Here is a 26,174-nt window from a genome sequence, read left to right as displayed (position 1 = left end):
CAAGGCAGTTTTCGAAAGGCGACGCGCACATGACCGGCCAGCCGGCCAGGCTCAGCGACCTGAACGACCGCAGCCGCGAGATCTTCAGGCGCCTTGTCGAGACGTATCTCGAGACGGGCGACCCCGTCGGCTCGCGCACGTTGTCGCGCAGCATGGACAACGCGCTTTCGCCGGCCACGGTGCGCAACGTGATGCAGGATCTGGAGCATCTGGGGCTGCTGGGCAGCCCCCATGTCTCGGCCGGCCGCGTGCCGACCGAGATGGGCCTGCGGCTGTTCGTGGACGGGCTGCTCGAGATCGGCGACATCTCGCCCGAAGAGCGTCAGCGCATCGAAAGCGGCCTGACCGCGGACGAGCGCGCCGCGGGCGATCTGACGGGCATGCTGGCGCGCGCGGGGGCGCTGTTGTCGGGGCTGACCCGCGGCGCAAGCCTGGTCTTCGCGCCCAAGACCGAAGAGCCCATCAAGCATATCGAGTTCGTTTCGCTGTCGCCCGAGGCGGCGCTGGTGGTGATCGTGACCGAGAGCGGCGCGGTCGAGAACCGCCTGTTCGCGCCGCCGCCGGGGCTGACGCCCTCGGCCATGCGCGAGGCGGCGAACTTTCTCAACGCGGCGCTGCGCGGGCGCACGCTGAGCGAGGCCAGCGCCGTCATCCACGAAGAGATCGCCGCCCGCCGCCGCGAGCTTGACGCGCTGGCCGCCCAGCTGGTCGAGCGCGGCGCCGAGATCTGGCAGGGCGACGGCGGCGCGCATCCCGAGCGGGTCATCGTGCGCGGCGCGGCCAACCTGCTGGACGACGTCGCCAGCGAGGAGGAGCTCGAGCGCATGCGCCGCCTGCTCGACGACATGGAGCGCAAGGAGGACCTGCTTCAGCTGCTCAACCTGGCCGAAGAGGGCGAGGGCGTGCGCATCTTCATCGGCTCCGAGAACAAGTTGTTCTCGCTTTCGGGTTCATCTCTGGTGATTTCGCCATATATGGATGCGGAACGTCGAATCATCGGCGCGATCGGGGTGATCGGCCCCACGCGCCTGAACTATGGCCGCGTCGTTCCCATCGTCGACTACACCGCCCGCCTGATGGGGCGGCTGATGTCGGACCGGCGGCGCGGCATGAAGGGATGACCATGTCGCAGAACCAGAATCACGAGAACGACCGCATCGAGCAGCCCGAAGCCCAGGCCGAAGCCGAGGCGGGCGCCTCGGCCGCGCCCGAGCCCGCGGACCCGGTGGAGGCCGAGCTCGAAGCCCTGCGCGCCGAGCGCGATTCGCTGCGCGACAAGCTGATGCGCGCGCTGGCCGAGGCCGAGAACATCCGCAAGCGCGCCGAGCGCGACCGCAAGGAGGCCGAGGCCTATGGCGGCACGAAGCTGGCGCGCGACGTGCTCGACGTCTACGACAATCTGGGCCGGGCGCTGGCCGCCGCCGACGAGGCCGCGCGCAAGCACGCCCGCGCCCTGATCGAGGGCATCGAGCTGACCCAGCGCGAGCTGCTGGCCGCCTTCGCCAAGAACAAGATCGAGCAGGTCACGCCCGAGATCGGCGAGAAGTTCGATCCCAAGCTGCACCAGGCGATGTTCGAGGCCCCGGTTCCGAACGCCGAGCCGGGCACGGTGATCCAGGTGATGCAGCACGGCTTCACCATCTCGGGGCGGCTGCTGCGCCCGGCCATGGTCGGCGTCGCCGCCGCGCGCCCGGCCGGCGCGGGCGAACAGGACGCGGCCGGCGGCCAGGGCGCCGAGGCCGAGGCGCCCGCCGACGCCGGCGGTCCCGAAGCGCAGTGAGCGGCGCGCCCGAACAGGGCCGGCCCATCGGGCCGGTGACGCTGCAGACCATCGCCATGCCGGCGGACACGAACGCCAATGGCGACATCTTCGGCGGCTGGCTGATGGCGCAGATGGACCTGGGCGCTTCGGTGCCCGCGCGCACCCGCGCGCGCGGGCGCGTGGCCACGGTCTCGGTCGAGGCGATGACCTTTCACCGCCCGGTGCATGTGGGCGATCTGGTCTCGATCCACTCGCACATCATGCGCGAAGGGCGCAGCTCGATGACCATCGGCGTCGAGGTGTGGATCACCCGTCAGCCCAGCGGCGAGACCATGCGCGTGACCGACGCGGTGTTCCATTTCGTCGCCATCGACGAGAACGGCAAGCCGCGCCCCCTGCCGCCGCGCGAGTGACCGGGCCCGCCCCCGCGGCGGATCCGCGAGCGACCGGGCCCGCCGCCGCGCCGGATCGCGGCCGGGCCGGCCGGGGCGCCCGATCCGGTCCCGGATCGGGCCGGGGCCGCGGTCAGACCGCGTCGAAGTCCAGCACCAGCCTTTCGCTGCGCGGGCGGGTCTGGCAGGCCAGGGTATAGCCGGCCTCGACCTCCCACGGCTCGAGCGAATAGTTCACCGCCATTTCGCTTTCGCCCTCGACCACCTTGCAGCGGCAGGTGCAGCACATGCCGCCCGCGCAGGAGTAGGGGATCTCGAGCCCCGAAGCCTGCGCGGCCTCGAGCACGGTCTGGCCGGGGCGCGTGACGCGGAAGCTCTTGCGCGCGCCGTCCAGCACCGCCTCGATCACCGCGCCCTGCTCGGCGGCGCGCGCGGCGGCGTCCGAGACCGGGCGCGGGGCGGCGTCCTCGGCCGGGGTGAAGCGCTCGAAATGGATGCGCTCTTCGGGCATGCCCATTTCGCGCAGGGCGCCGGCGGCGGTCTCGATCATCTCGCCCGGGCCGCAGATGAAGGCGGCGTCGTGCCGGGCCGGGTCGATCAGCCCCGCGCGGGCCATGCGGCGCAGGCGCTCGGCGTCGATGCGGCCATGCAGCAGCTCGACATCCTGCGATTCGCGGCTGAGGACATGGATCAGCTCGAAGCGGTCGATGAAGCGGTCCTTCAGGTCCTCGAGCTCTTCGCGGAACATGATCGTCTCGGTCGCGCGGTTGCCGTAGATCATGGTCACGCGGCTTTCGGGCTCGTTCTCGAGCACGGCGCGGCAGATGGACAGGATCGGCGTCACGCCCGAGCCGGCGGCGAGCAGCAGGTAATCGTGCCGCCCGCCCGGATCGACGCCGAAGCGCCCGTCGGGGGGCATGACCTGGATGCGGTCGCCGGGGCGCAGGCGCTCGCACACGAAGGTCGAGAAGCGCCCGCCCTCGAGCTTGCGCACGCCCACGCGCAGCCCGCCCTCGGGGGTCGAGCAGATCGAGTAGGCGCGGCGCAGGTCCTGCCCGTCGATCGTGGCGCGCAGCGTCAGGTGCTGGCCCGGGCGGAAGGCGAAGGCCGGGCGCAGCGCCTCGGGCACGTCGAACAGCACCGAGACGGCATCGGGGGCCTCGGGGCGCACCTCGCGCACGGTCAGCTCGTGAAATCCATGGGCCATCGGGCGATCCTCGTCACAGGCACTTGAAATAGTCGAAGGGTTCCTTGCAGGCGCGGCAGCGATAGAGCGCCTTGCAGGGGGTCGATCCGAACTCGGACACGCGCTCGGTGTCGTCCGAGCCGCAGCGCGGGCAGGGGGCGGCGGTTTCGCCGAACAGGGCGCGGGTCGAGTTGCCGCCCTGGACGGGCGGGGCGATGCCGTAGGCGCGCAGCTTCTCGCGCCCCTCTTCGGTGATCCAGTCGGTGGTCCAGGGGGGCGACATGACGCGCTCGACGCGGGCCTCGAAACCCGCATCGCGCAGCGCCGCCTCGACCGCCAGCTCGATGGCCAGCGTCGCCGGGCAGCCGATATAGGTGGGCGTGACCTGCGCGACGGCGACGCCGTTCTCGATGCGCACGTCGCGCAGGATGCCCAGATCGGCCACCGTCACGACCGGGATCTCGGGGTCGGGCACGGCGGCGGCGACCTGCCATGCGCGGCGGCGGTCCAGCTCGCTCACCAGCGCGCCCCCGGATGCGCGCGAGCCACATATTGCAGCTCGGTCAGCAGGTGGCCCAGATCCTCGCCATGCAGGCCGGCGCGCCCGCCCGAGCGGGGAAAGAACCGCTGCGGACGCTCGAGCCGCGCCTCGCGGAACACCTCGTCCACCACGCGGTCCCATTCGGGGCGCAGCGACGCGGGGTCGGGCGCGACGCCCGCCTCGGCCAGGATGCGCGTGACCTCGTCGGTCTCGAACAGCTCGGGGGTGAAGCGGTGCAGCTCCTCGACCGCGTCGCGCATGCGTCGGGCGCTTTCCTCGGTGCCGTCGCCAAGGCGGATGACCCACTCGCCCGCATGGCGCACATGGTAGGCCATTTCCTTGACGGCCTTGGCGGCGATGGCGGCCAGCCCCTCATGCGCCGAGCCTTGCGCCGCGTGCCAATAGGGCTGCATGAAGGCCGCGAAGTAGAGCTGGCGCAGCATGGTGTGGGCGAAGTCGCCGTTGGGGCGCTCGACCAGCAGGCAGTTCGTGAACTCGCGCTCTTCGCGCAGATAGGCGAAGTCGTCCTCGGTGCGGCCCTTGCCCTCGATCTCGCCGGCCAAGGTGTAGAGCGCGCGCGCCTGCCCGATCAGGTCCAGCGCCATGTTGGGCATGGCCAGATCCTCTTCGAGCATGGGCGCGTGCCCGCACCATTCGGACAGGCGGTGGCCCAGCACCAGACAGTCGTCGCCCAGCCGCACGAGCTGGCGGAACAGCGCGTCCTTGACCGTCTGGTCCATCACATGTGCCCCACTTCGTCGGGGATGTCGTAGAAGGTGGGGTGGCGGTAGATCTTCGAGGCGGTCGGCTCGAAATTCTCGTCCTTGCGGGCGGGGTCCGAGGCGACGATGGCCTTCGAGGGCGCCACCCAGATCGACACCCCCTCGCCGCGGCGGGTGTAGACGTCGCGCGCGGCCTGAAGCGCCAGCTCGGCGTCGGCGGCGTGGACCGAGCCGACATGCTTGTGGCTCAGACCGTTGCGGGGGCGGATGAACACCTCCCAGAGCGGGGTTTCTTCGGTCATTGCGTCTCTCCTGTCGGCGCTGGGCTCATTCGGCGGCGGCGCGGGCGGCTTCGCGACGGGCGGCGCGCTTGCGCGCATGGGCCAGGGCGGCCTCGCGCACCCAGGCGCCTTCCTCCCACGCCTTGCGGCGGGCCTTGATGCGGTCGCGGTTCATGGGGCCGCCGCCCTTGACGACGGTCCAGAACTCGTCCCAGTCGATGGGGCCGTGGTCGTAGCCGCCCTTGCCGCCGTTCTTGTCCGGGTTCCAGCGCAGCTCGGGATCGGGAATGGTCAGGCCCAGATACTCGGCCTGCGGCACGGTGGCGTCGATGAAGCGCTGGCGCAGCTCGTCATTCGAGAAGCGCTTGATCTTCCACTTCATGGACTGCTCGCCATGCACGCTGTCGGTGTCGTGCGGGCCGAACATCATCAGCGAGGGCCACCACCACCGGTTGAGGGCGTCCTGCGCCATGGCCTTCTGCTTCTCGGTGCCGCGGCACAGCGTCAGCATGATCTCGTAGCCCTGGCGCTGGTGGAAGCTTTCCTCCTTGCACACGCGGATCATGGCGCGCGAGTAGGGGCCGTAGGAGCAGCGGCACAGCGGGATCTGGTTCATGATCGCGGCGCCGTCCACCAGCCAGCCGATGGCGCCGATGTCGGCCCAGGTCAGGGTCGGATAGTTGAAGATCGAAGAGTATTTCGCCCGCCCGTCCAGAAGCTGCTCGGTCAGCTCCTCGCGGCTGACGCCCAGGGTTTCGGCGGCGGCGTAAAGGTAAAGGCCGTGGCCGCCTTCGTCCTGCACCTTGGCCAGCAGCGCGGCCTTGCGGCGCAGGCTGGGGGCGCGGGTGATCCAGTTGCCCTCGGGCAGCATGCCGACGATCTCCGAATGGGCGTGCTGCGCGATCTGGCGGATGAGCGTCTTGCGATAGCCCTCGGGCATTTCGTCGTTCGGCTCGATCTTCTCTTCGGCGTCGATTCGCGCCTGGAAGCGGGCCAGGAATTCCTCGTCCTCGTGCGTGGCGCCGTCGGCGCCGATCAACCCTTGGGAATACATGCGTTTCCTCCGCCAGCTGGGTCGGACCTGCGGCGCGGGTCCGGCCTGTCGGGATGGATGATATGTGACACTGTTTATGCAATCAACAATAATCTTGTAACATATCGCCTCGCAAGGGCCCGCGGCGCGGCGGCGTAAACCGGAACTTAACGCTTTGCTGGTAACCATTCGGGACGCAGCCGAAGCGCCCCCGCATCCGTTCGGGCGCGCGGCCGTTCTTCCCGAAAGAGGTGTGGCATGGACGATCTGAGGGCGTTTTCGCCCCGCTGGACGATTCCGCATGGGATTTTGCGCGCGCCCGACGGCGCGGGCGGCTTCGCGCCCGGCGCGACGCCGGAGGGCTCGGTGCATGGGGCGGCGATCGCCGATGGCGGGGTCGGGCTGGCCAAGCTGGCCGACCTGCCCGCGGGCACGCTGCTGGGCCGCGCGCCGGGCGCCGACGGGCCGCCCCAGGCGCTGACCGCCGCGCAGGCGACGGCGATGCTGGCGACGCCCTTCGTCTATCCGACGCTGGCCGATCTGCAGGCGGCGGATCACCCGGAAACCGCGCCGGGAACGCTGGTGCGCGTGCTCGAGCGCGCCGAGGGCGCCGGCGGCGGCGCGCATTGGCGCGTGGTCGATCAGGCGCCCGCGCATCCGCTGTGGGTGACCTCGAACGGCGGCGCCGTGATCTGGGAAATCGCCGAAGAGGTCCTGACCCCGCAGATGGCCGGCGCCGTCGGCGACGGCGTGACCGACGACGGCTGGGCGCTGCAGGACATGATCGACTGCCTGGCCTCGCGCGGCGGCGGAGAGGCGCTGTTCACCCGCTTTCACGCCTGCGCCCAGCGCCTGGACGTGACCGGGCACGACATCAAGCTGCGCGGACTGGGGCCGATGACCAGCGGCGTGCTGTTCACCGCCAAGGACGCCCGCTTTCACTGCGGCGCCTCGGGGTGGCGCTTCATCGTCGAGGACATGCTGGTCTCGGGCGAATACGTCGCCGATTACTGCTTCTATCACGAGGGCAACAACGCCAACCCCGAGATCCGCGGCTGCCGCGTCGAGAAGGCCGAGAAGGCCTGCGTCTTCTACGACTGGGAGACGACGGCCTGGAAGATCGTGAACAGCAACATCGCGCTGGCCGGCGCGCGCGACGCCAGCGGCATTCTCACGCCCGGCGCCCATGCGGTGCACGCCCGTTGCATCGGCGAGATCACCGGCGGCTCGATCCTGGCCTCGGCGACGGGCCATCTGCTGTTCGTCGAGGGCTCGCAGTATCAGGAGGAGGTGCGCGTCAACGTCGTGGGCGGGCGTCTCAACTCGGGCTACGAGGGGCTGCTCAAGGTCGTGGCCACGCCCGACCCCGACCCCGCGCCGCCGGGAACGACGGCGATCGAGGGGCAGGTGATTCCCTGGCGCGGCATGGGCCACAACCGCGGCGTGACGGTCAATCTGCTGGGCACTTATCTCGAGAATCCCGGCGAGGTCTCGTTCTCGGGCGCCAGCGGCGAACCCGAAGCCTCGGTTCACGCCATCGGCGAGGGCGCGCGCGTCAACATCGAGGCGCCGCTCAAGCATCTGATCCGAAAGGCCAAGTGCGCCTATCTGGCCGAGGACGGCGCGCAGATCCATGTGCGCAGCCGCGGCTTCATGGCGCGCGCCCAGCTGCTGGGCGGATCGCCGCGGGCGGCCTTCGCGCGCGCCCGCCGCTCGGGGTCCGACACGCCCGGGCGCATCGTGCTGGGCGATCTGCCGACCTTCTGGGACGAAAACGGGCTCGAGAGCATGTCCGAGTGGCTGTCGCTCATCGAGTGCGAGGGCGCGCCCGCCGGTCTGGCCGTGAGCCCCGAGCGGCTGCGCAAGGTGGCGGTCGCGATGGATGGCGGCTCGACGGCCGGGATGACGGTCAGCGCGGGCACGGTTTCGGTGGACGCCGATCCGGCGAACCGGCTGACGGGCGCGGGGTCGATCCGGCTCGAAGGCGGCGGCCAGAGCGCGGCGACCAGCTTCCGGCTGGACTGGACCGTGCCCGCGCATCTCGAGGGGCACGCGCTGATGGCGCTTGCGATCGCGCGTTTCGGCCAGACGGGCGCCGACTGGGGCGGAGCGCTTGGGGCGCCGACGCCGCGCTTCCGCGTCGAGGATCCCGCGGGTCAGCAAAGCGGCGCGGGCATCTTCCCGTGGTGGGCGGCGACCCTGCCCGCGCCTGTTCCCGCGCCGGGCCAGGGCGCGCAAAGCGGCTGGTGGTGGTTCCCGGTCTTCTTCAAGGTGCAGACGGCGGGGACCGTGCGGCTGGTCTTCAACCTCGACACCCAGTCCCAGGCGCTGGATGACGTGGCGTGGGTGGACTCGGTGTCGGTGTTCGAGATCGAGGGGCGGCTGCCCGACCTGCTCTGATCTCGTCCGCTCAGCGTAGCTGCGTCGCCAGCCGGCGCAGCTGCGCGGCGGCAAGGGCGCACCATGCGGCCATGGTGGCCAGCGCGGCGCCCGTCGCCCCCCAGCCCGGAGCGAGCGCGGCCAGAAGCGCCGCGTTGATCCCGACCGCAAGCCACGCCGCGCCCGCGAACGCCCCCGCCGCGCCCAGAACCGGCAGCGCCAGCTCGGCCACGCCCGAGGCGGCCAGAACCAGCGCGCCCAGCGTCAGAATGACGAGCGCGGGCGCGGCGGCGGCGAAATCGGGACCGAACCAGCCCAGAAGCCAGCCCGGCGCCGCCAGCGCAAGCGCCGCGGGCGGCGCCGCGCCCAGCAGCGAGACGATGGCGGCCAGGCGAAGCTGCCGCCGCGCCTCGGCCTTGCGCCCGCCATGCCAGGCGACCGAGATGCGCGCGGGAAACATCTTGCCCGCCGTCCGCGCGCCAAGCAGCGCCAGCTGCGACAGGCGCGACGCGGCTCCATAGGCGCCGACCACGGCGGGCGGCGCGACAAGACCCAGGATCAGCGTGTCGAGCCGCCCCAGAAGCCGCTTGCCCAGCATCCCCGCGGCCAGCGCGGCCAGCTCGCGCCCGGCGACCTCGGGATCGGCGGCGGGCGCGGCGCGGCGCGCCTCGTCCGGCAGGGCGGTCAGAAAGCGGCGCCAGCCCAGCCCCGCGCCCACCGCCAGCGCCGCCGCATAGACCGCCAGCGCCGCGCGCCAGTCGCCCGCCGCGCCGGCGGCCGTGGCCAGGAGCACGGCCGCGGGCGCGACGATCTGTTCGGGCAACAGCGACGCCGCCGGCCTGCCGACGGCCTGCAAGGCGCGCTCGCTCAGCCGCGTCAGCGTCAGCGCCGGAAGAAGGGCGGCCGTCCAGGCCACGGCGTCGGCCAGGGCGAATCCGGCGCGCCCCAGCGCCGCGCCCAAGCCGAGCAGCAGCGCCGCGCCCAGCGCCGCCGCGACCATGGGCTGGGCCAGCGCGCGGCGGGCCAGCGCCCGCAGCTGCGGCCAGCGGCCGGCGGCGGCGTGCGCGTGCACGTGGCGCAGCAGCGCCAGGGGCCAGCCCAGGGCGCAAGCCAGCGACAGGGTCGTCGCCAGGGCCAGCGCGTAGCTCAACCTTCCATAGTCGCTTGCGCCCAAAGCGGCGGCCAGCGCCGCGTGCATCAGGAATTGCGCCCCCGCCCCCGCCGCATTCAACGCCGCCAGCCCGCCGAAGGCGCGCGCAAGGCGGCTCATGGCGCCGCGCCCGGAGCGAAGCGCCGGCGCGCGCGCTCGAGATTGGCGTGCGCCAGGGCCACGCCGACGCCCACCCAGAATACCCATTCGGTGATGCCGTCATGCAGGGTGTAGAGCGTCGTCACATAGACCGGCACCGGCAGATGGCGCGGCGCGTATCTTGCCACCTTCAGCAGCACGATCGCCAGGAACAGCGTCAGCAGCGCCCAGGCCGGCGGGCCCCACTCGCCGAAGGTCGAGATGTAGAGGTTGTGCGCCTGCTGCTCGCGCTCGAAGAAGGACAGGGTCGCGACGTGATAGCGGTCGTAAGCCTCGGGACCCGCGCCGTAGCCGACGCCCAGAAGCGGGTTCTTCAGCCCCATGTTGATGTAGGTCAGCCAGTGCTCGTAGCGCTTGGTGGTGGCCAGCGTCAGCCAGGCCCGCGCCTGGGGCGACAGCGCCTGGTCCAGCGCCCAGATCCACAGCGGCGTCGTCGCGGCGGCGCCCAGCAGCGCGGCGGCGCTTGCGAATTTCAGCCGCGCGCCGGGCGCCAGATGCACCGCCAGCGCCGCCAGCCCGGCCATGGCGAAGCCCCGGCTGCCCGTGGTCAGCGTGGCGAGCGCGAAGAACAGCGCCGGCCAGGGGCGGCGATGGGCCAGAAACAGGATCGCCAGGAAGAAATAGAGCCCCGCGCTGTGGGTGTGATAGCCCGCCAGGCCCATGAAGCGCGGCAGCGTCAGCCCGCCCAGGCTGCGCACGCTTTCGGGCTCTCCGACCGCGATCTCGAGCGGGATCGCGATCAGCGCCACGGGCAGCAGGATCCGCGCGGCCATGTTGGTCAGCTCGTGCGGCGGGCGGGTCGAGACGAAATGCGCCAGCGCGACCATGAGGAAGATCTGCGCGATCTTGACCAGCGCCAGCGGGTCGGGATTGACGGCGAGCGTGCCGAGCACCCCAAGGCACAGCATCGCATAGATCGGCGCGGCAAGCGTCAGCAGCCGCCCCGTCGCCGCCAGGAATCCCAGCCCCGCGAGCGGCGCCAGCGCGCGCAGGTAAAGCGGCAGCTCGGCCGGGTTCTTGATCGCGCCGAGCGTTGCCATGGTCATCAGCAGCGCCGCCGTGCCCTCGGACAGCGCCCGCGCGCGCGTCTCGGGCGCGGGCCAGGTCGCGCGCGCGCCGCTCATGCGTCCGCATCCGCCGGCGGATAGCCGAGCGCGCGCAGCAGGTCTCCGGCCTCGCGGTCGATGATGCGCCGGTCCTCGGCCGACAGGCGCGCGCGGCTCGCGGCGTTGAGATCCGCGACGGGCCGTTCCTCGCCATGCACGCGCTTGACGCCGGCATGCGAGCGCGCGAAGGGCGCGATGCCGATGAACTCGGCCAGGCGGGCCAGCTCGGCGTCGATGTCGCGGGTCAGGTCCTCGTAACGGACCTCGATGAAGCGCTCGAGCCGGGGGCGGTCGCGCGCCGCAAGCTCGACGCTGGCGCGCCATTGGCGGATGCACAGCTCGATGGGATAGCGGGTCAGGCCCTGGGGGTTGCCGCGCTCGGCCGGACGGGCCTTGCGGCGGATGCCCTCGGCCGCCGCCGCGCCGTCGCGCAGCACATGGATGAAGATCGCGCCCGGGAACAGCTGCTGCAGCAGCGGCATGCGGTAGGTGTTGGCGATGGACTTCTCGACCAGGACCGGCCGCGGCGGGCCGGACCAGAAGCCCCATTGGCGGCGGATGCGGCGCAGGTCGTCGGGCGAGAAGTCTTCGGGCCGCTGCTCGAGCCGATCAAGGCAGACATGCCACATGCGCGGCCAGCCCAGCGCCTCGGGATGCGACAGGCGGTCGGTCAGATAGACCCCCTCGGCGGGCGGGCCCATCACCTGCGGATGCGTGCGCAGCGCGTCGGCCAGCAGCGTGGTGCCCGAATTGTAGCAGCCGGTGACGAACACCCACCGTTCGGGCCGCGCCTCGGGGCCCAGGCGCGCGGCCAGCGCGTGGCCCGCCGGCGTGCGCCCGAAGCGCCGCCAGGCGCGGGCCGGAAGCTGGTCGAGCGGGCGCAGGCGCGCAAGGTCGAGCATCGGGGCGGTCCCTTCGCCGGGTCAGTCCTGGTAATAGCGGTTCGACCCCGCCGGGCCGTAGCCGTAGAACCCCTCGCGCGCCATGCGGCGCGGGTCGGCCTGCGTCAGCGCCAGCCCCGCCACGCGCGCCTTGACCTGACGCAGCAGCGTCAGGCTGGCGGCGATCATCTCGCGCCGGGTGACGTTCCAGCGCACCACGAACAGCACCGCGTCGGCATGGCGCGAGATCACGCGCGCGTCGGGCACGGCCAGCACCGGCGGCGTGTCGATGACGATCATGTCGTAGCGCTGGCGCAGCTGGTCGATCAGCTCGCCGAAGCGGGCCGAGCTGAAGGCGTCGGCGGCGTTGACGGCGCTGCGCTCGCCGCGCAGGACGTGCAGGCCCGAAGCCTCGTCCACATGCAGCGCCTCGTCCAGCGCGGCCTGGCCGGCCAGCACCTTCATCAGGCCGGGCTTGTCGCGCGCGGCGGGGAAGTATTCGGCGAAGACCGTGCGGCGCAGGTCGCACTCCATCGCCAGCACCTTGCGCCCCATCATGGCGCTGTTCTGCGCCAGCAGAAGGGCGGTGGTGCTCTTGCCCTCGCCGGGCATGGACGAGGTGGTCATGATCACCTGCGGCGGGTCGTCCAGGTCCGACATCAGGATCGCCGTGCGCAGGTCGCGCACCGCCTCGGCCAGCCGCGAGGAAGGCTTGCGCGTCATGTATTCGGCCAGCGCGCGGCGCCGGCGCGTGGGGGCGATGGGGATGACGCCCAGCACCGCCTCGCCGGTCAGCGCCTCGAGCTCCTCGCGCGAGCGCACGACGCTGCGCAGCAGACCCGCCGTCAGCACGATCAGCGTGCTCAGCATCAGGCCGCCGACAAGGGCCAGCGCCAGCGTGCGCTTCCAGCGCGGCTCGCCGGGCGCGGCGGGCGGTATGGCCTCGGACAGGATGCGGGCGTCGGCCTGCTGGATGCCCTGCTGAACCGAGGTCTCCTTCATGCGCGAGAGGAAATGCTCGTAGATCAGCCGCGACGCCTCGGCCTCGCGCTGCAGCTGCATCAGCTGCACCAGGTCGCGCGACTGGGCGCGCACCTCGTCTTCGAGCTGCGCCAGGCTGTCGCGCACCAGCGCGACCTGGCGCGCCAGCCGGTCGCGGTCGGCCTCGAGCGCGGCCAGCGCGGCGTCGATCCGCGCCTGCGGCGCGTCGGCGCCAAGGCCCAGCAGGCGCGCCCGCTCTGCGCCGTCGGCCGCGGCGCGGGCGCGGGCCAGGCGCGCCTCGACGTCGTCGAGCTGCGCGCTCATCTCGGCAAGGCGCGCGCGCAGATCCTTGATCTGCCGCTCCTTCGCCGCCAGGGCCTGCGGGCTGACCAGCGCCGCGCGGGCCGAGAAGTCCTTGACCGCGGCCTCGGCCCGCTCGAGCTGCTCCTTGAGCTCGGCCACGCGCGCGCTCAGCCATTCGGTCGCCTTGCGGGTGGCCTCGAACTTCACCTCGAGCTGGTCGAGGATGTATTGCTCGGCGATGGCGTTGGCGATGCGGGCGGATTTGACGGGGTCTTCGGTCCAGACCGAGATCTCGAACACATAGGAGCCGTCGATGTTGACCGCGCTCATGGCGCCCTGAAGCAGGTCGATGGCGGTCTGGCGGCGCATGAATTCGGGGCCGAACTCGTCCGCCGCGGCGGCGGGGGGCGCCTCTTCCTCGCGCAGCAGCCGCTTCAGGCCGCCCAGCGCCGCGCGCGCCGCGTCCAGGGCGGCGCTCAGCGGGCCGCTTTCGTCCGGGGCCAGGTCGGGGTTGAATTCGGGGTCGTTCTCGAGCCCCAGCTTGTCCACCACCCGGCCCAGAAGGGCGCGCGACTGCAGCACCTCGATCTGGGTGTTGATCATCTCGTAATCCGAGGACAGGCCCCCCGCCACGGCCTGCAGGTCGATCACCTGGTTTTCCGAGGTGTCGAGCATGACCTTGGCCACGGCCTCGTAATAGGGGGTGGCGGTCGTCAGATGCCACAGCGCCAGGCCCAGCTGCGCGGCCGTCAGCAGCGCGATGAGCCGCCGCTTGCGCCAGAGCGTGCGCAGCGTCTCGCGCAGGTCGAACGAGTCTTCCTCGGCGGCGGCGGCCATCGCGGCGGCGCGGCTTGCGTCGCGGATCGGCGCTTGTCTGGTCATCGGCTGTTCCCGCTTGGCGGCTGCAAGGGTCCGTGCCGCCGTGGATAAGCCATTTTCGGCCTTCGCTCGACCATAAAAAGCGCGGGTCAAGGAACAGTTGACGCGCTGCGCGCGGGATTGATGCGCGCGTAAAGCGCGAGGTATCCGCGCGCCATGGCCTCGGGCGAGAAGGCGGCCAGGGCGTGTTCGCGCAGCGCCCCGGCCAGCGCCGCGCGCCGCTCGGGCGCGTCGAGCAGCGCCGCCGCCAGCGCCGCCAGCGCCGCCGGGTCGCGCGCGGGGGCGACCAGCGGGGCGCGCAGCGCGGGGGGGATGGTCTCGGCGAACACGTCGAAGCCCACCGGCGCGGCGCCGTTGAGCGCGGCCTCGATCGCCACCGTGGGCAGCCCCTCCCAGCGCGAGGTCATGACCAGGAGGCGGGCGCGCCGCATGGCCTGCTGCACCTGGGCGTTGGGCAGGGCGGGCGAAAGGCGGACCTCGTCGAGCCCCAGCGCGGCGAGGCGCGCGCGCAGGGCGCCTTCAAGCTCGCCGCCGCCGATGACGAGCGCGCGCGGGGCGCGTCCGCGCAGGCGCGTCAGATGGGCCAGCGTCCGGGCGAAGGCCTCGGGGTCCTTCTGCGCCGTCAGGCGGCCGACGAACAGAACGTCGAGGTCGCGCGCCTCGTCCGCCGGGGGCGGGCCGGGCGGCGCGGCGACGCCGTTCGGGATCACCGCCGCCAGGGGATGCGCGTCCAGGCCGTAGCGCTCGGCGTTCAGTCGCGCGTCGGCCTGGCTGACCAGCGCCACCGCGTCGGCCCCGCGCAGCGCCGCGCCTTGCAGGGCGCGGGCGAGGCGCTGGTTGCGCCAGCTGGCGACATGGGTGCCGCGCACGTTGTAGAGCAGGCCGAAGCGCCCCCCGCCGGCCGCGCGGGCCATGCGCGCGGCCAGGGCGGCGCGCAGGCCGTGGGCGTGGACGATGTCGGCGCCGCGCCCCTCGCGCGCGATGTCCAGCGCCAGCCGCGCAAGACCGCGGCGCCCCCGGTGGCGGCCGAACGCGCACGAGGCGCCGGCCTCGGCGAAGGCGCGGCGCAGCGTCGGCGACGCGTCTGCGGGCAGCAGGAAGCGCGCCTCGGCGGCGCCGGGCGCCAGCTCGGCCAGCGCGGCGGTCAGGCGCAGGGCGTTCACATGGCCGCCGCCCATCTCGGCGTCGGGCAGGACGTGGAGTATGCGCATGCGCTTCCTTTCGTGTCGCGGCGCAACGCTCATAGTCCGCCCCGCCCGCCCGGCGCAAGCGCCGCGCCGCCCGGCGAAGCTTCGCCACGGGGCGGAAAGGGCGGAGCGGCGCCAGGCCGTTCGGTCCGCCGGGGCGCGATCAGGCATGGCCCGGGTCCCCTAAGCGCCGCAGGCCGGGCCGGGCAGGTTGGGGCGCGTGCGGCGCTTGGGGGCGGGCGGGTCGAGAGGACTGCGCGCAGCGTGACGTTGGGCGGGCGAGTTGGGACCGGGCGGGCCGGCGGGCGGCGCGGCGTCAGGCCGGGTGGGACGTCAGGTCGGGCGCCTGAACGGGCGAGCTGGCGCCCGGCGGGGCTGGCGGGCCGGCGGGCCCGGAGGCTTGGCCGAACGGGGCGCCGGCCCGGGCGGGGCCAGGTGGGGCTGCGGGCCGCGCGGGGCGTCGGGGCTGGCGGGCCGACAGGTCGAGCGGGTCGTCAGGCGGGGTGGGACGTCCGGTCGGCGGGTGATCGGGCAAGTTGGGGCCCGGCGGGGCCGGGTGGAGCTGGGTGTCGAGCGGGGCGTCGGGCAGGGCGGGGCGGCAGGTCGGTGGATGATCGGGTAAGTTGGGGTTCGGCGGGGCCGGGTGGAGCTATGGGCCGGGCGGGGCCGGGCTTGCCGGCAGGACGAGCGGTGCGTCGGGCCGGGCGGTCGATCGGGCGAACTGCGGCTGGGCGCGCGGCCGATCCGAGCAGCGGCTTGCGGGCCGTCGGGCGGCCGGGGGCGACGGATCGGCGCATCCGGCCGCGCGCCCCTTCGACGGGCTTGGCGCGGGGGCGTCGCCCGGCCTTGCGCGGCGCGCGCGCTCGCGCTCGCGTTCAGCAGGTCGCTGCGCGCGTCCCGACGGTCGCCGCGCGCCGATCGCGGCCGCCCGTCCCCGGCGCCGGGCGCGGCGGGGTTCGCCCCGCGCCCTTGGGGCGCTCAGCCCGGGGCGGGGGCGCGCGGGACCAGCGGCGCCTCGGCGCCGGCCTCGGCGGCCTCGCGCAGCGCCGCGTCCAGCGCCGCGCGGTCGGGCGAGCGCGAGCAGGTCGGGTCGGTCGCGCTTGCGCGGCCCGTCATGGCCTGCGCCTGACAGCGGCAGCCGCCGAAGTCGCGCGTCTTGCGCTCGCACGAGGCGCAGGGCTCTTCCATCCAGTCGAAGCCGCGAAAGGCGGCGAAGGCCTCGGAGCGCAGCCAGATCTCGGCCAGCGGGCGTCGGCGCAGATTGTCGAAGCTGAGCCCGGGAATGGTCTCGGCCGCATGGCAGGGCAAGACCCGCCCGTCGGGCGCGACGTTCAGCCCCGTCGAGCCCCAGCCGCCCATGCAGGCCTTGGGGAACTCGGCGTAATAGTCGGGCGGCACGAAGTCGATGACCATCACGCCGCGCAGCCGCTCGCGCGCCTCGGCCACCACGTCGCGCGCGCGCAGCGCCTGCTCGCGCGTGGGCAGCAGCGCCGCGCGCGAGCGCATCGCCCAGCCGTGGAACTGCACGCAGGCCACCTCGAGCCGGCGCGCGCCCAGGCGCAGGGCCAGCTCGATGGTCTCTTCCAGCCGGTCCAGGTTGCGCCGGTGCATCACCGCGTTGATGGTCAGCGGAAAGCCGATGCGCGCGATCTCGCGCGCGACCTCCATCTTGCGCGCGAAGCCGCCGCGATAGCCGCCGATCTGATCGGCGGGGCCGGCCTCGACGCCCTGCAGCGACAGCTGCACATGGTCGAGCCCGATCTCGTCCAGCGCCTCGAGGCGGCGCGGGGTCAGGCCCACGCCCGAGGTGATGAGATTGGTGTAGAGCTCGGCCTCGACCGCGGCGGCGACGATCTGTTCAAGGTCGCGGCGCGAGGCCGGCTCGCCCCCCGACAGGTGCAGCTGCAGCACCCCCAGCGCGGCCGCCTGGCGAAAGGCGTCGGCCCATTCCTCGGCCGACAGCTCGGCGCTGCGCGCGGTCAGTTCCAGCGGGTTCGAGCAATAGGGGCACGAGAGCGGGCAGCGATGCGTCAGCTCGGCCAGCATGGCGATGGGCGGCGGCGGCGCCTCGGGCGCCTGGCGGGGCGCGGTCTGGGGGTCGGGGGCGGTCATGGGCGCAGCTCGATCATGCGCCGCGCGGCCAGGGCGGACAGGAAGCGCCCCGCATCGGCGGCGATGCGCTCGGGCGGCGCGTCGTAGGCGGCGGCCAGATCGGCCACGATGTCGGCGAAGCTGCGCGCGCCGTCTGCGCGCTCCAGGATCGCCACCCCGATCCGGTCGAGGCGCAGCGCGCGCTCGGGCGCCAGCAGCACCCAGCCCTGGCGCACCGCGTCCCAGCGCACGCGCACGCCGCGCGGCAGCGCCGGGCGCGCCGCCGGGTCGATGGGCGCGGGCGGCGCGGGCGCGCGGGCGCGGGCCGGTCCGGGGGCGCTCATGCGGCGCGCTCCAGCAGACCCTCGCCGGGGCGCCAGGCGCCGGGCGGAATGCGGGCCGGTTCGACATAGGCCGACCACAGCGCGTCGAGCTGGGCCCAGAGCACGTCGGTCTTGAACTCGAGCGCGGCGGCGGCGGCGTCCTGCTTTTCGCGCGTGTCGGCGTGGTCCAGCACCCAGGCCAGGCCGAAGGCGACGTCCTCGGGGGCCTCGGTCAGGCGCTTGCGGAAATAGGACAGCGCCGCGTCGTCGGCGAAGTCGTAATGGCGCAGCAGGCCCTCGATGCGCTCGGCGTGGATCTTCGGCGCGAACAGCTCGGTCAGCGACGAGGCCACCGCGTCGAGCAGCGGCATGTCGCGCACGAAGCGCACATAGGCGTCCACCGCGAAGCGGGTGGCGGGCAGCACGCCGCGCTCGGAGGCGACGTAGTCGGGGTCCAGCCCCACCGCCTGCGCCAGCCGCAGCCAGCGGGCGATGCCCCCTTCGCGCGCGTCGGTCCCGTCATGGTCCTCGATGCGCTTGCGCCATGCGCGGCGCAGCGCCGGATCGGAGACGCGCGACATGAAGGCGGCGTCCTTCATGGGGATGCGGCTCTGGTAGTAGTAGCGGTTGATGACCCAGGCGCGCACCTCGTCGGGCGAGCAGCCGCCCGAATGCAGCCGCCGGTGGAAGGGGTGCTTGTCATGGTAGCGGGCGTCGCCGATGGCGCGCAGGCGGGCCTCGAAGGCGGCGCGGTCCTGCGGGGCGGTCTGGGTCATGGCGCAAGCTCCATTCCGTCATGGGCGATGGTCCAGCCCGCGGCCTCGGCCTCGGCCCGTTCGGGCGAGGCGGGGTCGAGGGCCGGGTTGGTGTTGTTGATGTGCACGAACACCTTGCGCGCGACGCCCAGCGGGGCGAAGGCGGCGATGGATTCGCGCATCGACATGTGCCCCATGCGCTTGCCGGTCTTGGCGCCGGCGCCGGCGCGGGGCATTTCGTCGTCCTCCCAGACGGTGCCGTCGAACAGCACCAGCGCCGCGCCGCGCAGCCGCTCGGCCAGGGCCGGGGTCATGCGCGCGCAGCCGGGAATGTAGAAGACCTCGGGGCCGCCCGCCTCGGCGCGCAGGGCCACGCCCACGGTCTGCTCGCCCTCGGCGTCGGTGACCAGGCGCTCCTCCTCGCCCTCGAGATAGAGCGGAACCTTGCCGGGCACGGCGAACAGGCGCGCGCTCAGCCCCGGCGCCGGCGAGAAGGGGCGCTCGAGCGCGACCGTGCGGCGCGCGACCGCCGCCGGGTCGAGCGCGCCGAAGATCGGGTTGTCGGCCAGCACGGCGTGGATCGCGGGCGTGGCGAACAGGTCGAAGGCCGTCTTCTCGCGCAGGATCAGGAGCCCGGCCACATGGTCGATGTCGCCGTTGGTGACCAGCACCGAGGCGATGGGCGAGTGGCGCAGCGCGCGCGGGTGCAGCTCGGGCGTGGCGGCGATCTGGGCGCGGATGTCCGGCGAGGCGTTGATGACGGCCCAGCTTTCGCCGTCGGCGCTGACGCAGATCGAGGATTGGGTCAGCGCGGGAATGCGTCCGGCGCGCGCGGCGTTGCAATTGGCGCAGCCGCAGTTCCACTGCGGCAAGCCGCCGCCCGCCGCGGCCCCCAGAACCTTAAGGCGCATGGCGTCGGCCTCTTGCGCGGATGCCAAGGGCGCCCGGCGCCGGCGCTCGGCCGGCGCCGTGGCGCGTCGGAACGGTCAGAACAGGTCGTCTTCGCCCTCGGCGGGGAAATACATGTTGATCTCCATGCCGCAGGAGACTTCTTCGATTTTCGGCGCGGTCCAGGCCATGCGTCTTCCTCCCATGTGACGCCTTGCGCCGCGCGCGGCGGCCAAGGCGGGTTCCGGGGATTTCTCCCCGCGCATCCGAGCGTGTCAGCGCGGCCGCCCGCGATCAAGTGCCCAATAGTAGTAACGCAAGGGAATGTGACGGCTGGCGCGTCAGGGCTGCGCGGGTGCGCTCGCGCAAACGGCCGGCCTCGCCCATGGCGAGCCGACCGCCGTGTTCCAGGCCTCGGTCCCTTCGCGCCTCGCCCCAAACTTCCTTCGCGCGAAGGCGGCCTGACGCGCCTCGGGCTGCGTCGCGATGCGCGGTCGAGGCGTTGCCGCAGGCTCCGTTCCGTCGCGCCGGGCGACCGTGATCGCAGCGCGGAGAGCCTGCATGCAGAATGCCGCGGGCGGGGTGATCGGCGGCTGAATTAAGAAAAGGTAAAACCGGCAATCCGCGCGAGAAGGCGCGTTTGCTTTCGCATTCGCGCGCGTGCGGCCCCGGCGGCCCTTGATCGCGCCCGATCGCGCGTCGGCCAGGCCGCGGGCGCGGCGCGCGGCGCCGGCGCCGGCGGCGCGATGCGCGGGGCGAGCCGGGGGGCGAATTCGGGGGGCGAATTCGGGGGCGAATCGGGCGGGCCGATTCGCCCCGCGCGGTCAGCGGTCGCTCTCGCGCCAGCGCGGATTGATCCACGGGCGCAGGTTCTCGGGCGGCAGGGGCGTGCGGCCCAGGATGTGATCCGAGGCCTTCTCGCCGACCATGATCGAGGGCGCGTTCAGGTTGCCGTTGGTGATGCGCGGGAAGATCGAGCTGTCGGCCACGCGCAGCCGCTCGACGCCGATGACCCGGCATTCGGGGTCGACCACCGCCATCGGATCGTCCCGCGCGCCCATGCGGCAGGTCCCGCAGGGGTGGTAGGCGCTTTCGGCGTGCTCGCGCACGAAGGCGTCCAGCTCGTCGTCCGAGCGCACATCCGCCCCCGGCGAGATCTCGGGGCCGCGGAAGGGGTCGAAGGGCTTTTGCGCGAAGATCTCGCGCGTGGCGCGGATGCAGCGGCGAAAGTCGATCCAGTCCTGCTCGTGGCTCATGTAGTTGAACAGGATCGAGGGCGCCTCGCGCGGGTCGGCCGAGCGCAGCTTCACGCGCCCGCGCGAGGGCGAGCGCATGGGGCCCACATGGGCCTGGAAGCCGTGCCCCTCGGCCGCCGCCTTGCCGTCGTAGCGCACCGCGAAGGGCAGGAAGTGGAACTGGATGTCGGGGTATTCCACCCCCGCGCGCGAGCGGATGAAGCCCGCACTCTCGAACTGGTTCGACGCGCCCAGCCCCGACTTGAAGAACAGCCATTGCGCGCCGGCCAGCGCCTTGCCCAGCAGGTTCCAGTGCTTGTAGAGCGTGATGGGCTGCGTGCAGGCCTGCTGGATGTAAAGCTCGAGATGATCCTGCAGGTTGCGCCCCACGCCGGGGCGGTCGACCAGCGGGGCGATGCCCGCCTCGGCCAGCTCGGCCGCCGGGCCGATGCCGGACAGAAGCAGCAGCTTGGGCGAGTTGATGGCCGACGCCGCCAGGATGACCTCGCGGCGCGCGCGCACGGTGAAGATCCGCCCCCCGCGCGAGACCTCGACCCCGACCGCGCGCCCCTCTTCGATCACGACGCGGCGCGCGAAGCAGCGCAGCAGGTCGCAGTTGGGCCGCCGCAGCGCCGGGCGCAGATAGGCGTTCGCCGCGGACCAGCGGCGGCCCTTCCAGACCGTCTGCTCCATGGGGCCGAAGCCTTCCTGCTTCTCGCCGTTGTAGTCGTCGGTGCGCTCGTAGCCGGCGGCCGCGCCCGCCTCGACGAAGGCGCGGTAAAGCGGGTTGCGCCGCGGGCCGCGCGTGACGTGCAGCGGGCCGCCCTTTCCGCGCCAGCGCGGATCGCCCGGCCCGGCGTCGGGGAAGGGGCCGCCGGGGTGCCAGTCTTCCATGCGCTTGAAATAGGGCAGCACCTCGGCGAAGGACCAGCCCGCCGCGCCCTGCTCGGCCCAGTGGTCGAAGTCGCGCGCATGCCCGCGCACATAGACCATCCCGTTGATCGAGGACGAGCCGCCGATCACCTTGCCGCGCGGGCAGGCCAGCCGCCGCCCGCCCAGATGTGGCTCGGGGTCGGTGCGGTAGCCCCAGTCGTAGAGGCTCATGTTCATCGGATAGCTCAGCGCCGCCGGCATCTGGATGAAGGGGCCGGCGTCGGAGCCGCCATGCTCCAGCACCAGCACCGAGCGGGTTCCGTCCTCGGACAGGCGGTAGGCCATGGCGCAGCCGGCCGAACCTGCGCCGACGATGACGTAATCGGCTTCCATGTCGTGGCTCATGGGCGGCTCCGGCGTCAGTAGGGGCTGTCGACCGGCTTCATGCCGACATAGACGCTCTTGATCTGCGAATAGTGATCGAGCGCCGCGCGCGAGTTCTCGCGCCCCACGCCCGACTTGCGCATGCCGCCGAAGGGGGCCTCGACCGGCGCCAGGTTGTAGGCGTTGATCCAGCACGCGCCGGCGCGGATGCGCGCGATGACCCGGTGCCCGCGCTTGAGGTCGCGGGTGAACACGCCGGCCGAGAGGCCGAACTCGGTGTCGTTGGCGCGGGCGATCACGTCCTCTTCGTCCTCGAAGTCGAGCACGCACATGACGGGGCCGAAGATCTCTTCGCGGGCGATGCGCATGTCGTCGGTCACGTCGGCGAAGACGGTGGGCTGCACCCACCAGCCGGGGCCGGGCAGGGCCTGGCCGCCGCAGACCAGGCGCGCGCCCTCGCGCTTGCCCAGCTCGATGTAGCTCAGGACCTTGGCGTGCTGGGCGGCGCTGACCACCGGGCCCATCTGCGTCGCCTCGTCCAGCGGGTCGCCGATGCGGATGGCGGCCGTGCGCTCGGCCAGGCGGGCCAGGAAGCGCTCCTTGATCGCGCGGTGCACATAGACGCGCGTGCCGTTCGAGCACACCTGCCCCGTCGAGTAGAAGTTGCCCAGCATGGCGCCCCCGACGGCGTCCTCGAGGTCGGCGTCGTCGAAGATGATGAGCGGCGACTTTCCGCCCAGCTCCATGGTCACGTGCTTGAGCTGCGCGGCGGCGGCCGAATAGACCTTGGCGCCGGTGGGAACCGAGCCGGTCAGCGACACCTTGTCCACCCGCGGATCGGTCGCCAGCGCCGCGCCCACGTCGCCCAGCCCCTGGACCACGTTGAACAGCCCCGGCGGCGCGCCCGCCTCGATCATGATGCGCGCGACCTCGAGCGCGCAAAGCGGCGTCGTCTCGGAGGGCTTGAACACCATGGCGTTGCCGCAGGCCAGCGCCGGCGCCGCCTTCCAGCAGGCGATCTGGGTCGGGTAGTTCCAGGCGCCGATGCCCACGCACACGCCCAGCGGTTCGCGGATGGTGTAGACGAAATCGTCGCCCGGCCCGCCGAGGGGGATGTATTCGCCCGTGATCGCGTCGGCCAGCCCGCCGAAATACTCGAGCGCGTCGGCGCCCGACGTGGCGTCGGCCACCAGCGTTTCCTGCAGCGGCTTGCCGGTGTCGAGCGTCTCGAGCTCGGACAGCTCGCGGTTGCGCGCGCGGATGATGTCGGCCGCGCGGCGCAGCACGCGCCCGCGCTCGGCCGGGGCGGTCGCGGCCCAGACGGCCTGGGCGGCGCGGGCGCTTTCCAGCGCGCGGTCGATCACCGCGGGGGTGGCGGAATGGACGCGGGCGATGACCTCGCCGGTGGCGGGGTGGAAGACGTCGATCGGGGCGCCGGCGGCGTCCTCGACGAAGGCGCCGTCGATGAAATGCGAAGCCTCGGGTTGCGCGCGCATCATTCTCCTCTCGGGAAACGCTGGGTTTCCTCCAGAACGTTCAGATCCATGTGGTTGCGCATGTAGCGCTCGGACGCCCTGAGCAGCGGCTGGTGGTCCCACGGGAAATAGGCGCCGTTGCGCAGGGCCTCGTAGACGATCAGCCGCCGCGCCTGGCTTTCGCGCACGGCGGCGTCGAAGGCGTCCAGGTCCCAGCGGCGGGCGATTTCGGCCGCCAGACGCGCCTCGACCTCGGCATGGGCGGGGTCGCCGGCAAGGTTGTCGAGCTCGTGCGGGTCGGATTCGAGGTCGAACAGCTGCGGCGGGTCCAGCTTGCAGACGACGTATTTCCACCGCCCGTCGCGCAGCGCGACCAGCGGCGCCTCGGACGCCTCGGCGGCGTATTCCATCGCCACCGGAGCCGTGCGCGCGCCGCCGGCGGCCAGCGGAACCAGGCTCTGGCCGTCGGTCCAGGGCATGACCTCGTCCAGCGACACGCCCGCCAGCTCGGCCAGCGTCGGGACCACGTCCATGGTCGAGACCGGCGCCGCCACGCGCCCCGGCGCCATCTGCGGGGCCGAGATCATCAGCGGCACGCGGGCCGAGCCTTCGTAGAAGCACATCTTGAACCAAAGCCCGCGCTCGCCCAGCATGTCGCCGTGGTCGGACAGGAACAGGATGATCGCCTCCTGCCGCGTGGCCTCGAGCGCGTGCAGCACCTCGCCGATCTTCTCGTCCAGATACGAGATGTTGGCGAAATAGGCCCGGCGCGCGCGGCGGATGTGCTCGTCCGTGATGTCGTAGCTGCGCCAGTCGTTGGCGTCGAAGATGCGCCGCGCGTGGGGGTCGTGCCGCTCGTAGGGAATGGCGGCGACCTCGGGCAGCAGATGCGCGCAGTCCTCGTAAAGATCCCAGTGGCGGCGGCGCGCGACATAGGGGTCGTGCGGGTGGGTGAAGCTGACCGTCAGGCACCAGGGGCGGTCGTCCTTGCGCCGGCCAAGGTCATGGACCTTGCGCGTGGCGTGGTAGGCGACCTCGTCGTCGTATTCGAGCTGGTTGGTGATCTCGGCCACCCCGGCGCCGGTGACCGAGCCCATGTTGTGATACCACCAGTCGATGCGCTGGCCGGGCTTGCGGTAGTCGGGCGTCCAGCCGAAATCGGCCGGGTAGATGTCGGTGGTCAGGCGCTCTTCGAAGCCGTGCAGCTGGTCGGGGCCGACGAAATGCATCTTGCCCGACAGGCAGGTGTGCCAGCCCGCGCGCCGCAGATGGTGGGCGTAGGTGGGGATGTCGGACGCGAATTCGGCGGCGTTGTCGTAGACGCGGGTGCGGCTGGGCAGCTGGCCGGCCATGAAGCTGGCGCGGCCCGGCGCGCAGAGCGGGCTGGCGGTGTAGGCGTTGGCGAATCGGGTCGAGCGCGCCGCCAGCCACCTGAGATTGGGCGCGTGCAGCCACTCGGCCGGGCCGTCGGGAAACAGCGTGCCGGTCAGCTGATCGACCATGAAGATCAGGATGTTGGGCTTGTCGGCCATGGGGCGCTCCTCGGGTCAGCCGGCCAGCTCGCGCGCGGCCATGCGCACATAGTCGCGCACCCGCGCCCGGGCGGCGGCGCCGTCGGCCGGGGCCGGGCGCAGCGCGTGGCGGATGTAGAAGCCGTCGATCATGGCGGCGGCGCCTTCGGCCAGCTCGGCGGCGCGGGCGCGCGGGGCGCCCGGCAGCATCGCGCGGATGGCGTGGCGCAGGTTCGAATCGAGCCGCCGCGCATAGATGCGCAGCAGCCGCGCCGCCTCGGGCACATGATGCGCCTGAACGTAGAAGACCAGCCAGGCCGAGACGATCTCGTCCGAGAACTGCTCGGGGTCGAAGCTGGCGCCCAGAATCGCGTCCAGACGTTCGTCCGGCGTGCGCGCCGCCGCGAGGCGCGTGCGCACCGCGCGGCCGAACTCGTCCAGGATCCTGCGGAACGCGGCCAGGAAGATGCCGTCCTTGTTGCCGAAATAGTGATGCGCCAGCGCCGAGGACACGCCCGCCCGGTCGGCGATCTGGCGCACGGTCACGTCCAGCGAGCCGGCGCGGCCGATCTCGCGGATCGCGGCGTGGATGATTTCTGCGCGGCGGATAGGCTCCATCCCGATTTTCGGCATATGGTGGCCTCCGGGACCAGGGGGTTGCTTTCGGCGGACAGTATGGTTTTTAACTGACTCGTCAATCAAGAACAATGCATCGCCCGCCGCAGCCCGGTCCGCGATGCCGCAAAGGAGGAATGCATCGATGAAATCGCTCAAGACCGCCATCATGGGCGCGCTGGCCGCCGCGATGATGGCCGCGCCCGCCGCGCAGGCCGCGTGCGAGAAGGTCACCTTCGCCGATGTCGGCTGGACCGACATCACCGCCACCACCGCCGCGACGCAGGTCGTGCTCGAGGCGCTGGGCTATGACGTGGACGTCAAGGTCCTGTCCGTGCCCGTCACCTACGCCTCGATGAAGAAGGGCGACGTGGACGTGTTCCTGGGCAACTGGATGCCCACCATGGAAGGCGACATCGCCCCGTATCGCGAGGACGGCTCGGTCGAGGTCGTGCGCGCCAATCTCGAGGGCGCGAAATACACCCTGGCCACCAACGAGCACGGCGCCAAGCTGGGCATCCGCGACTTCAAGGACATCGCCGCGCACAAGGACGAGCTGGGCGGCAAGATCTACGGCATCGAGCCGGGCAATGACGGCAACCGCCTGATCATGGACATGATCGAGAAGGACGCCTTCGGCCTCAAGGGCTTCGAGATCGTCGAGAGCTCGGAGCAGGGCATGCTGGCGCAGGTCGATCGCGCCACGCGCCGCGGCGAGCCGATCGTGTTCCTGGCCTGGGAGCCGCACCCGATGAACGCTAACTACAAGCTCACCTATCTGAGCGGCGGCGACGACTGGTTCGGCCCCGACTACGGCGGCGCCACGGTCTACACCAACGTGCGCGCCGGCTTCGCCAAGGACTGCCCGAACGTCTACAAGCTGCTGCAGAACCTGGTCTTCTCGCTGCAGATGGAGAACGAGATCATGGGCGCCATCCTTGACGACGGGCAGGAGCCGAAAAAGGCCGCCGCCGCCTGGCTCAAGGCCCATCCCGAGGTGCTCGACGGCTGGCTCGAGGGCGTGACGACCCGCGACGGCGGCGACGCCAAGGCCGCGGTCAAGGCCGCGCTCGGCCTCTGAC

24 protein-coding genes are annotated in these 26,174 nt (G+C 72.4%); 5 read left to right on the top strand and 19 right to left on the bottom strand.

The features are described from left to right. Window positions 1-29: 29 nt before the first annotated feature. The 3 genes from hrcA to BMW67_RS01750 are packed head-to-tail and all read left to right on the top strand — an operon-like array spanning window position 30 to window position 2,175. Entirely contained in the window at window positions 30-1,121 is a 1,092-nt protein-coding gene (gene hrcA, locus BMW67_RS01760; RefSeq protein WP_072746912.1) for a heat-inducible transcriptional repressor HrcA, read from the top strand. A 2-nt stretch (window positions 1,122-1,123) separates the two neighbouring features. Beyond that, window positions 1,124-1,780 (top strand): nucleotide exchange factor GrpE, encoded by a 657-nt coding sequence (gene grpE, locus BMW67_RS01755; protein ID WP_072746911.1) that lies wholly within the window; start codon window positions 1,124-1,126, stop codon window positions 1,778-1,780. Next, entirely contained in the window at window positions 1,777-2,175 is a 399-nt protein-coding gene (locus BMW67_RS01750; protein ID WP_245728428.1) for an acyl-CoA thioesterase, read from the top strand. Before grpE ends, BMW67_RS01750 begins: the two co-directional genes overlap by 4 nt. Before the next feature lie 112 nt (window positions 2,176-2,287). Here the strand turns inward: BMW67_RS01750 and paaE are convergent, their stop codons facing one another. Genes paaE through paaA form a run of 5 tightly spaced genes read right to left on the bottom strand, consistent with a single transcriptional unit; the run spans window position 2,288 to window position 5,938 of the window. Beyond that, window positions 2,288-3,361, bottom strand: coding sequence for a 1,2-phenylacetyl-CoA epoxidase subunit PaaE (gene paaE / locus BMW67_RS01745; protein WP_072746910.1), 1,074 nt, complete (start codon window positions 3,359-3,361; stop codon window positions 2,288-2,290). Window positions 3,362-3,374: 13 nt separating this feature from the next. Further along, window positions 3,375-3,860 (bottom strand): 1,2-phenylacetyl-CoA epoxidase subunit PaaD, encoded by a 486-nt coding sequence (gene paaD, locus BMW67_RS01740; RefSeq protein WP_245728427.1) that lies wholly within the window; start codon window positions 3,858-3,860, stop codon window positions 3,375-3,377. Beyond that, window positions 3,857-4,621 carry a 1,2-phenylacetyl-CoA epoxidase subunit PaaC gene (gene paaC, locus BMW67_RS01735; protein WP_072746909.1) on the bottom strand — a complete coding sequence of 255 codons (765 nt, stop codon included), beginning with the start codon at window positions 4,619-4,621 and terminating at the stop codon, window positions 3,857-3,859. Before paaC ends, paaD begins: the two co-directional genes overlap by 4 nt. Continuing rightward, on the bottom strand, window positions 4,621-4,905 hold the full coding sequence (paaB, locus tag BMW67_RS01730; RefSeq protein ID WP_072746908.1) for a 1,2-phenylacetyl-CoA epoxidase subunit PaaB: 285 nt from the start codon (window positions 4,903-4,905) through the stop codon (window positions 4,621-4,623). The genes paaC and paaB overlap by 1 nt, the downstream gene beginning before the upstream one ends. A 25-nt stretch (window positions 4,906-4,930) precedes the next feature. Next, window positions 4,931-5,938 carry a 1,2-phenylacetyl-CoA epoxidase subunit PaaA gene (paaA, locus tag BMW67_RS01725; RefSeq protein WP_072746907.1) on the bottom strand — a complete coding sequence of 336 codons (1,008 nt, stop codon included), beginning with the start codon at window positions 5,936-5,938 and terminating at the stop codon, window positions 4,931-4,933. 237 nt (window positions 5,939-6,175) lie between these two features. Between paaA and BMW67_RS01720 the strand changes: the two genes are divergently transcribed. Further along, window positions 6,176-8,317: a hypothetical protein gene (locus BMW67_RS01720; RefSeq protein ID WP_072746906.1), complete on the top strand. Its 2,142-nt coding sequence runs from the start codon at window positions 6,176-6,178 to the stop codon at window positions 8,315-8,317. A gap of 10 nt (window positions 8,318-8,327) precedes the next feature. Here BMW67_RS01720 and BMW67_RS01715 read toward each other — a convergent pair whose 3' ends face one another. The 14 genes from BMW67_RS01715 to betI form a co-directional block, all read right to left on the bottom strand. Next, window positions 8,328-9,566 carry a lipopolysaccharide biosynthesis protein gene (locus BMW67_RS01715; RefSeq protein ID WP_072746905.1) on the bottom strand — a complete coding sequence of 413 codons (1,239 nt, stop codon included), beginning with the start codon at window positions 9,564-9,566 and terminating at the stop codon, window positions 8,328-8,330. Next, the gene (locus tag BMW67_RS01710; protein ID WP_072746904.1) at window positions 9,563-10,729 is read right to left on the bottom strand and encodes an O-antigen ligase family protein; all 1,167 of its coding nucleotides are present in this window, start codon (window positions 10,727-10,729) and stop codon (window positions 9,563-9,565) included. The genes BMW67_RS01715 and BMW67_RS01710 overlap by 4 nt, the downstream gene beginning before the upstream one ends. After that, window positions 10,726-11,613: a sulfotransferase family protein gene (locus tag BMW67_RS01705; protein ID WP_072746903.1), complete on the bottom strand. Its 888-nt coding sequence runs from the start codon at window positions 11,611-11,613 to the stop codon at window positions 10,726-10,728. The genes BMW67_RS01710 and BMW67_RS01705 overlap by 4 nt, the downstream gene beginning before the upstream one ends. A 21-nt stretch (window positions 11,614-11,634) precedes the next feature. Further along, window positions 11,635-13,758: a GumC family protein gene (locus BMW67_RS01700; protein ID WP_083581223.1), complete on the bottom strand. Its 2,124-nt coding sequence runs from the start codon at window positions 13,756-13,758 to the stop codon at window positions 11,635-11,637. An 86-nt stretch (window positions 13,759-13,844) separates the two neighbouring features. After that, window positions 13,845-14,966 (bottom strand): glycosyltransferase family 4 protein, encoded by a 1,122-nt coding sequence (locus tag BMW67_RS01695; RefSeq protein ID WP_072746902.1) that lies wholly within the window; start codon window positions 14,964-14,966, stop codon window positions 13,845-13,847. A gap of 954 nt (window positions 14,967-15,920) precedes the next feature. Continuing rightward, the gene (gene pqqE, locus BMW67_RS01690; RefSeq protein WP_072746901.1) at window positions 15,921-17,054 is read right to left on the bottom strand and encodes a pyrroloquinoline quinone biosynthesis protein PqqE; all 1,134 of its coding nucleotides are present in this window, start codon (window positions 17,052-17,054) and stop codon (window positions 15,921-15,923) included. Continuing rightward, the gene (pqqD, locus tag BMW67_RS01685; protein WP_083581221.1) at window positions 17,051-17,377 is read right to left on the bottom strand and encodes a pyrroloquinoline quinone biosynthesis peptide chaperone PqqD; all 327 of its coding nucleotides are present in this window, start codon (window positions 17,375-17,377) and stop codon (window positions 17,051-17,053) included. The genes pqqE and pqqD overlap by 4 nt, the downstream gene beginning before the upstream one ends. After that, window positions 17,374-18,132: a pyrroloquinoline-quinone synthase PqqC gene (gene pqqC, locus BMW67_RS01680; RefSeq protein ID WP_072746900.1), complete on the bottom strand. Its 759-nt coding sequence runs from the start codon at window positions 18,130-18,132 to the stop codon at window positions 17,374-17,376. The genes pqqD and pqqC overlap by 4 nt, the downstream gene beginning before the upstream one ends. Continuing rightward, entirely contained in the window at window positions 18,129-19,022 is an 894-nt protein-coding gene (gene pqqB, locus BMW67_RS01675; protein WP_072746899.1) for a pyrroloquinoline quinone biosynthesis protein PqqB, read from the bottom strand. The genes pqqC and pqqB overlap by 4 nt, the downstream gene beginning before the upstream one ends. Window positions 19,023-19,097: 75 nt before the next feature. Further along, window positions 19,098-19,205, bottom strand: a complete 108-nt coding sequence (gene pqqA / locus BMW67_RS15340; RefSeq protein WP_072746898.1) for a pyrroloquinoline quinone precursor peptide PqqA — start codon at window positions 19,203-19,205, stop codon at window positions 19,098-19,100. 618 nt (window positions 19,206-19,823) lie between these two features. Beyond that, entirely contained in the window at window positions 19,824-21,500 is a 1,677-nt protein-coding gene (gene betA, locus BMW67_RS01665) for a choline dehydrogenase (RefSeq protein WP_072746897.1), read from the bottom strand. A gap of 26 nt (window positions 21,501-21,526) precedes the next feature. Continuing rightward, the gene (gene betB / locus BMW67_RS01660; protein WP_072746896.1) at window positions 21,527-22,987 is read right to left on the bottom strand and encodes a betaine-aldehyde dehydrogenase; all 1,461 of its coding nucleotides are present in this window, start codon (window positions 22,985-22,987) and stop codon (window positions 21,527-21,529) included. Next, window positions 22,987-24,498, bottom strand: a complete 1,512-nt coding sequence (betC, locus tag BMW67_RS01655) for a choline-sulfatase (RefSeq protein WP_072746895.1) — start codon at window positions 24,496-24,498, stop codon at window positions 22,987-22,989. Before betC ends, betB begins: the two co-directional genes overlap by 1 nt. 15 nt (window positions 24,499-24,513) lie before the next feature. Further along, window positions 24,514-25,110, bottom strand: a complete 597-nt coding sequence (gene betI, locus BMW67_RS01650; protein WP_072746894.1) for a transcriptional regulator BetI — start codon at window positions 25,108-25,110, stop codon at window positions 24,514-24,516. Window positions 25,111-25,237: 127 nt separating this feature from the next. Between betI and BMW67_RS01645 the strand changes: the two genes are divergently transcribed. Then, window positions 25,238-26,173, top strand: coding sequence for a choline ABC transporter substrate-binding protein (locus tag BMW67_RS01645; RefSeq protein ID WP_083581219.1), 936 nt, complete (start codon window positions 25,238-25,240; stop codon window positions 26,171-26,173). The last annotated feature ends 1 nt before the right edge of the window (window position 26,174 follow it).

This window comes from Oceanicella actignis, from assembly GCF_900111545.1.
In the GTDB taxonomy this organism is placed as follows: domain Bacteria; phylum Pseudomonadota; class Alphaproteobacteria; order Rhodobacterales; family Rhodobacteraceae; genus Oceanicella; species Oceanicella actignis.
Note: the sequence above shows the minus strand (reverse complement) of the source record. Positions and strands in the feature narration are given on the sequence as shown.

Bases quoted from the DNA above. Each gene is read 5' to 3' on its own strand.
- hrcA (WP_072746912.1), top strand. From the start codon at position 30: ATGACCGGCCAGCCGGCCAGGCTCAGCGACCTGAACGACCGCAGCCGC.
- grpE (WP_072746911.1), top strand. From the start codon at position 1,124: ATGTCGCAGAACCAGAATCACGAGAACGACCGCATCGAGCAGCCCGAA.
- paaE (WP_072746910.1), bottom strand. From the start codon at position 3,361: ATGGCCCATGGATTTCACGAGCTGACCGTGCGCGAGGTGCGCCCCGAG.
- paaC (WP_072746909.1), bottom strand. From the start codon at position 4,621: ATGGACCAGACGGTCAAGGACGCGCTGTTCCGCCAGCTCGTGCGGCTG.
- paaB (WP_072746908.1), bottom strand. From the start codon at position 4,905: ATGACCGAAGAAACCCCGCTCTGGGAGGTGTTCATCCGCCCCCGCAAC.
- paaA (WP_072746907.1), bottom strand. From the start codon at position 5,938: ATGTATTCCCAAGGGTTGATCGGCGCCGACGGCGCCACGCACGAGGAC.
- BMW67_RS01720 (WP_072746906.1), top strand. From the start codon at position 6,176: ATGGACGATCTGAGGGCGTTTTCGCCCCGCTGGACGATTCCGCATGGG.
- BMW67_RS01715 (WP_072746905.1), bottom strand. From the start codon at position 9,566: ATGAGCCGCCTTGCGCGCGCCTTCGGCGGGCTGGCGGCGTTGAATGCG.
- BMW67_RS01710 (WP_072746904.1), bottom strand. From the start codon at position 10,729: ATGAGCGGCGCGCGCGCGACCTGGCCCGCGCCCGAGACGCGCGCGCGG.
- BMW67_RS01705 (WP_072746903.1), bottom strand. From the start codon at position 11,613: ATGCTCGACCTTGCGCGCCTGCGCCCGCTCGACCAGCTTCCGGCCCGC.
- BMW67_RS01700 (WP_083581223.1), bottom strand. From the start codon at position 13,758: ATGACCAGACAAGCGCCGATCCGCGACGCAAGCCGCGCCGCCGCGATG.
- BMW67_RS01695 (WP_072746902.1), bottom strand. From the start codon at position 14,966: ATGCGCATACTCCACGTCCTGCCCGACGCCGAGATGGGCGGCGGCCAT.
- pqqE (WP_072746901.1), bottom strand. From the start codon at position 17,054: ATGACCGCCCCCGACCCCCAGACCGCGCCCCGCCAGGCGCCCGAGGCG.
- pqqD (WP_083581221.1), bottom strand. From the start codon at position 17,377: ATGAGCGCCCCCGGACCGGCCCGCGCCCGCGCGCCCGCGCCGCCCGCG.
- pqqC (WP_072746900.1), bottom strand. From the start codon at position 18,132: ATGACCCAGACCGCCCCGCAGGACCGCGCCGCCTTCGAGGCCCGCCTG.
- pqqB (WP_072746899.1), bottom strand. From the start codon at position 19,022: ATGCGCCTTAAGGTTCTGGGGGCCGCGGCGGGCGGCGGCTTGCCGCAG.
- pqqA (WP_072746898.1), bottom strand. From the start codon at position 19,205: ATGGGAGGAAGACGCATGGCCTGGACCGCGCCGAAAATCGAAGAAGTC.
- betA (WP_072746897.1), bottom strand. From the start codon at position 21,500: ATGGAAGCCGATTACGTCATCGTCGGCGCAGGTTCGGCCGGCTGCGCC.
- betB (WP_072746896.1), bottom strand. From the start codon at position 22,987: ATGCGCGCGCAACCCGAGGCTTCGCATTTCATCGACGGCGCCTTCGTC.
- betC (WP_072746895.1), bottom strand. From the start codon at position 24,498: ATGGCCGACAAGCCCAACATCCTGATCTTCATGGTCGATCAGCTGACC.
- betI (WP_072746894.1), bottom strand. From the start codon at position 25,110: ATGCCGAAAATCGGGATGGAGCCTATCCGCCGCGCAGAAATCATCCAC.
- BMW67_RS01645 (WP_083581219.1), top strand. From the start codon at position 25,238: ATGAAATCGCTCAAGACCGCCATCATGGGCGCGCTGGCCGCCGCGATG.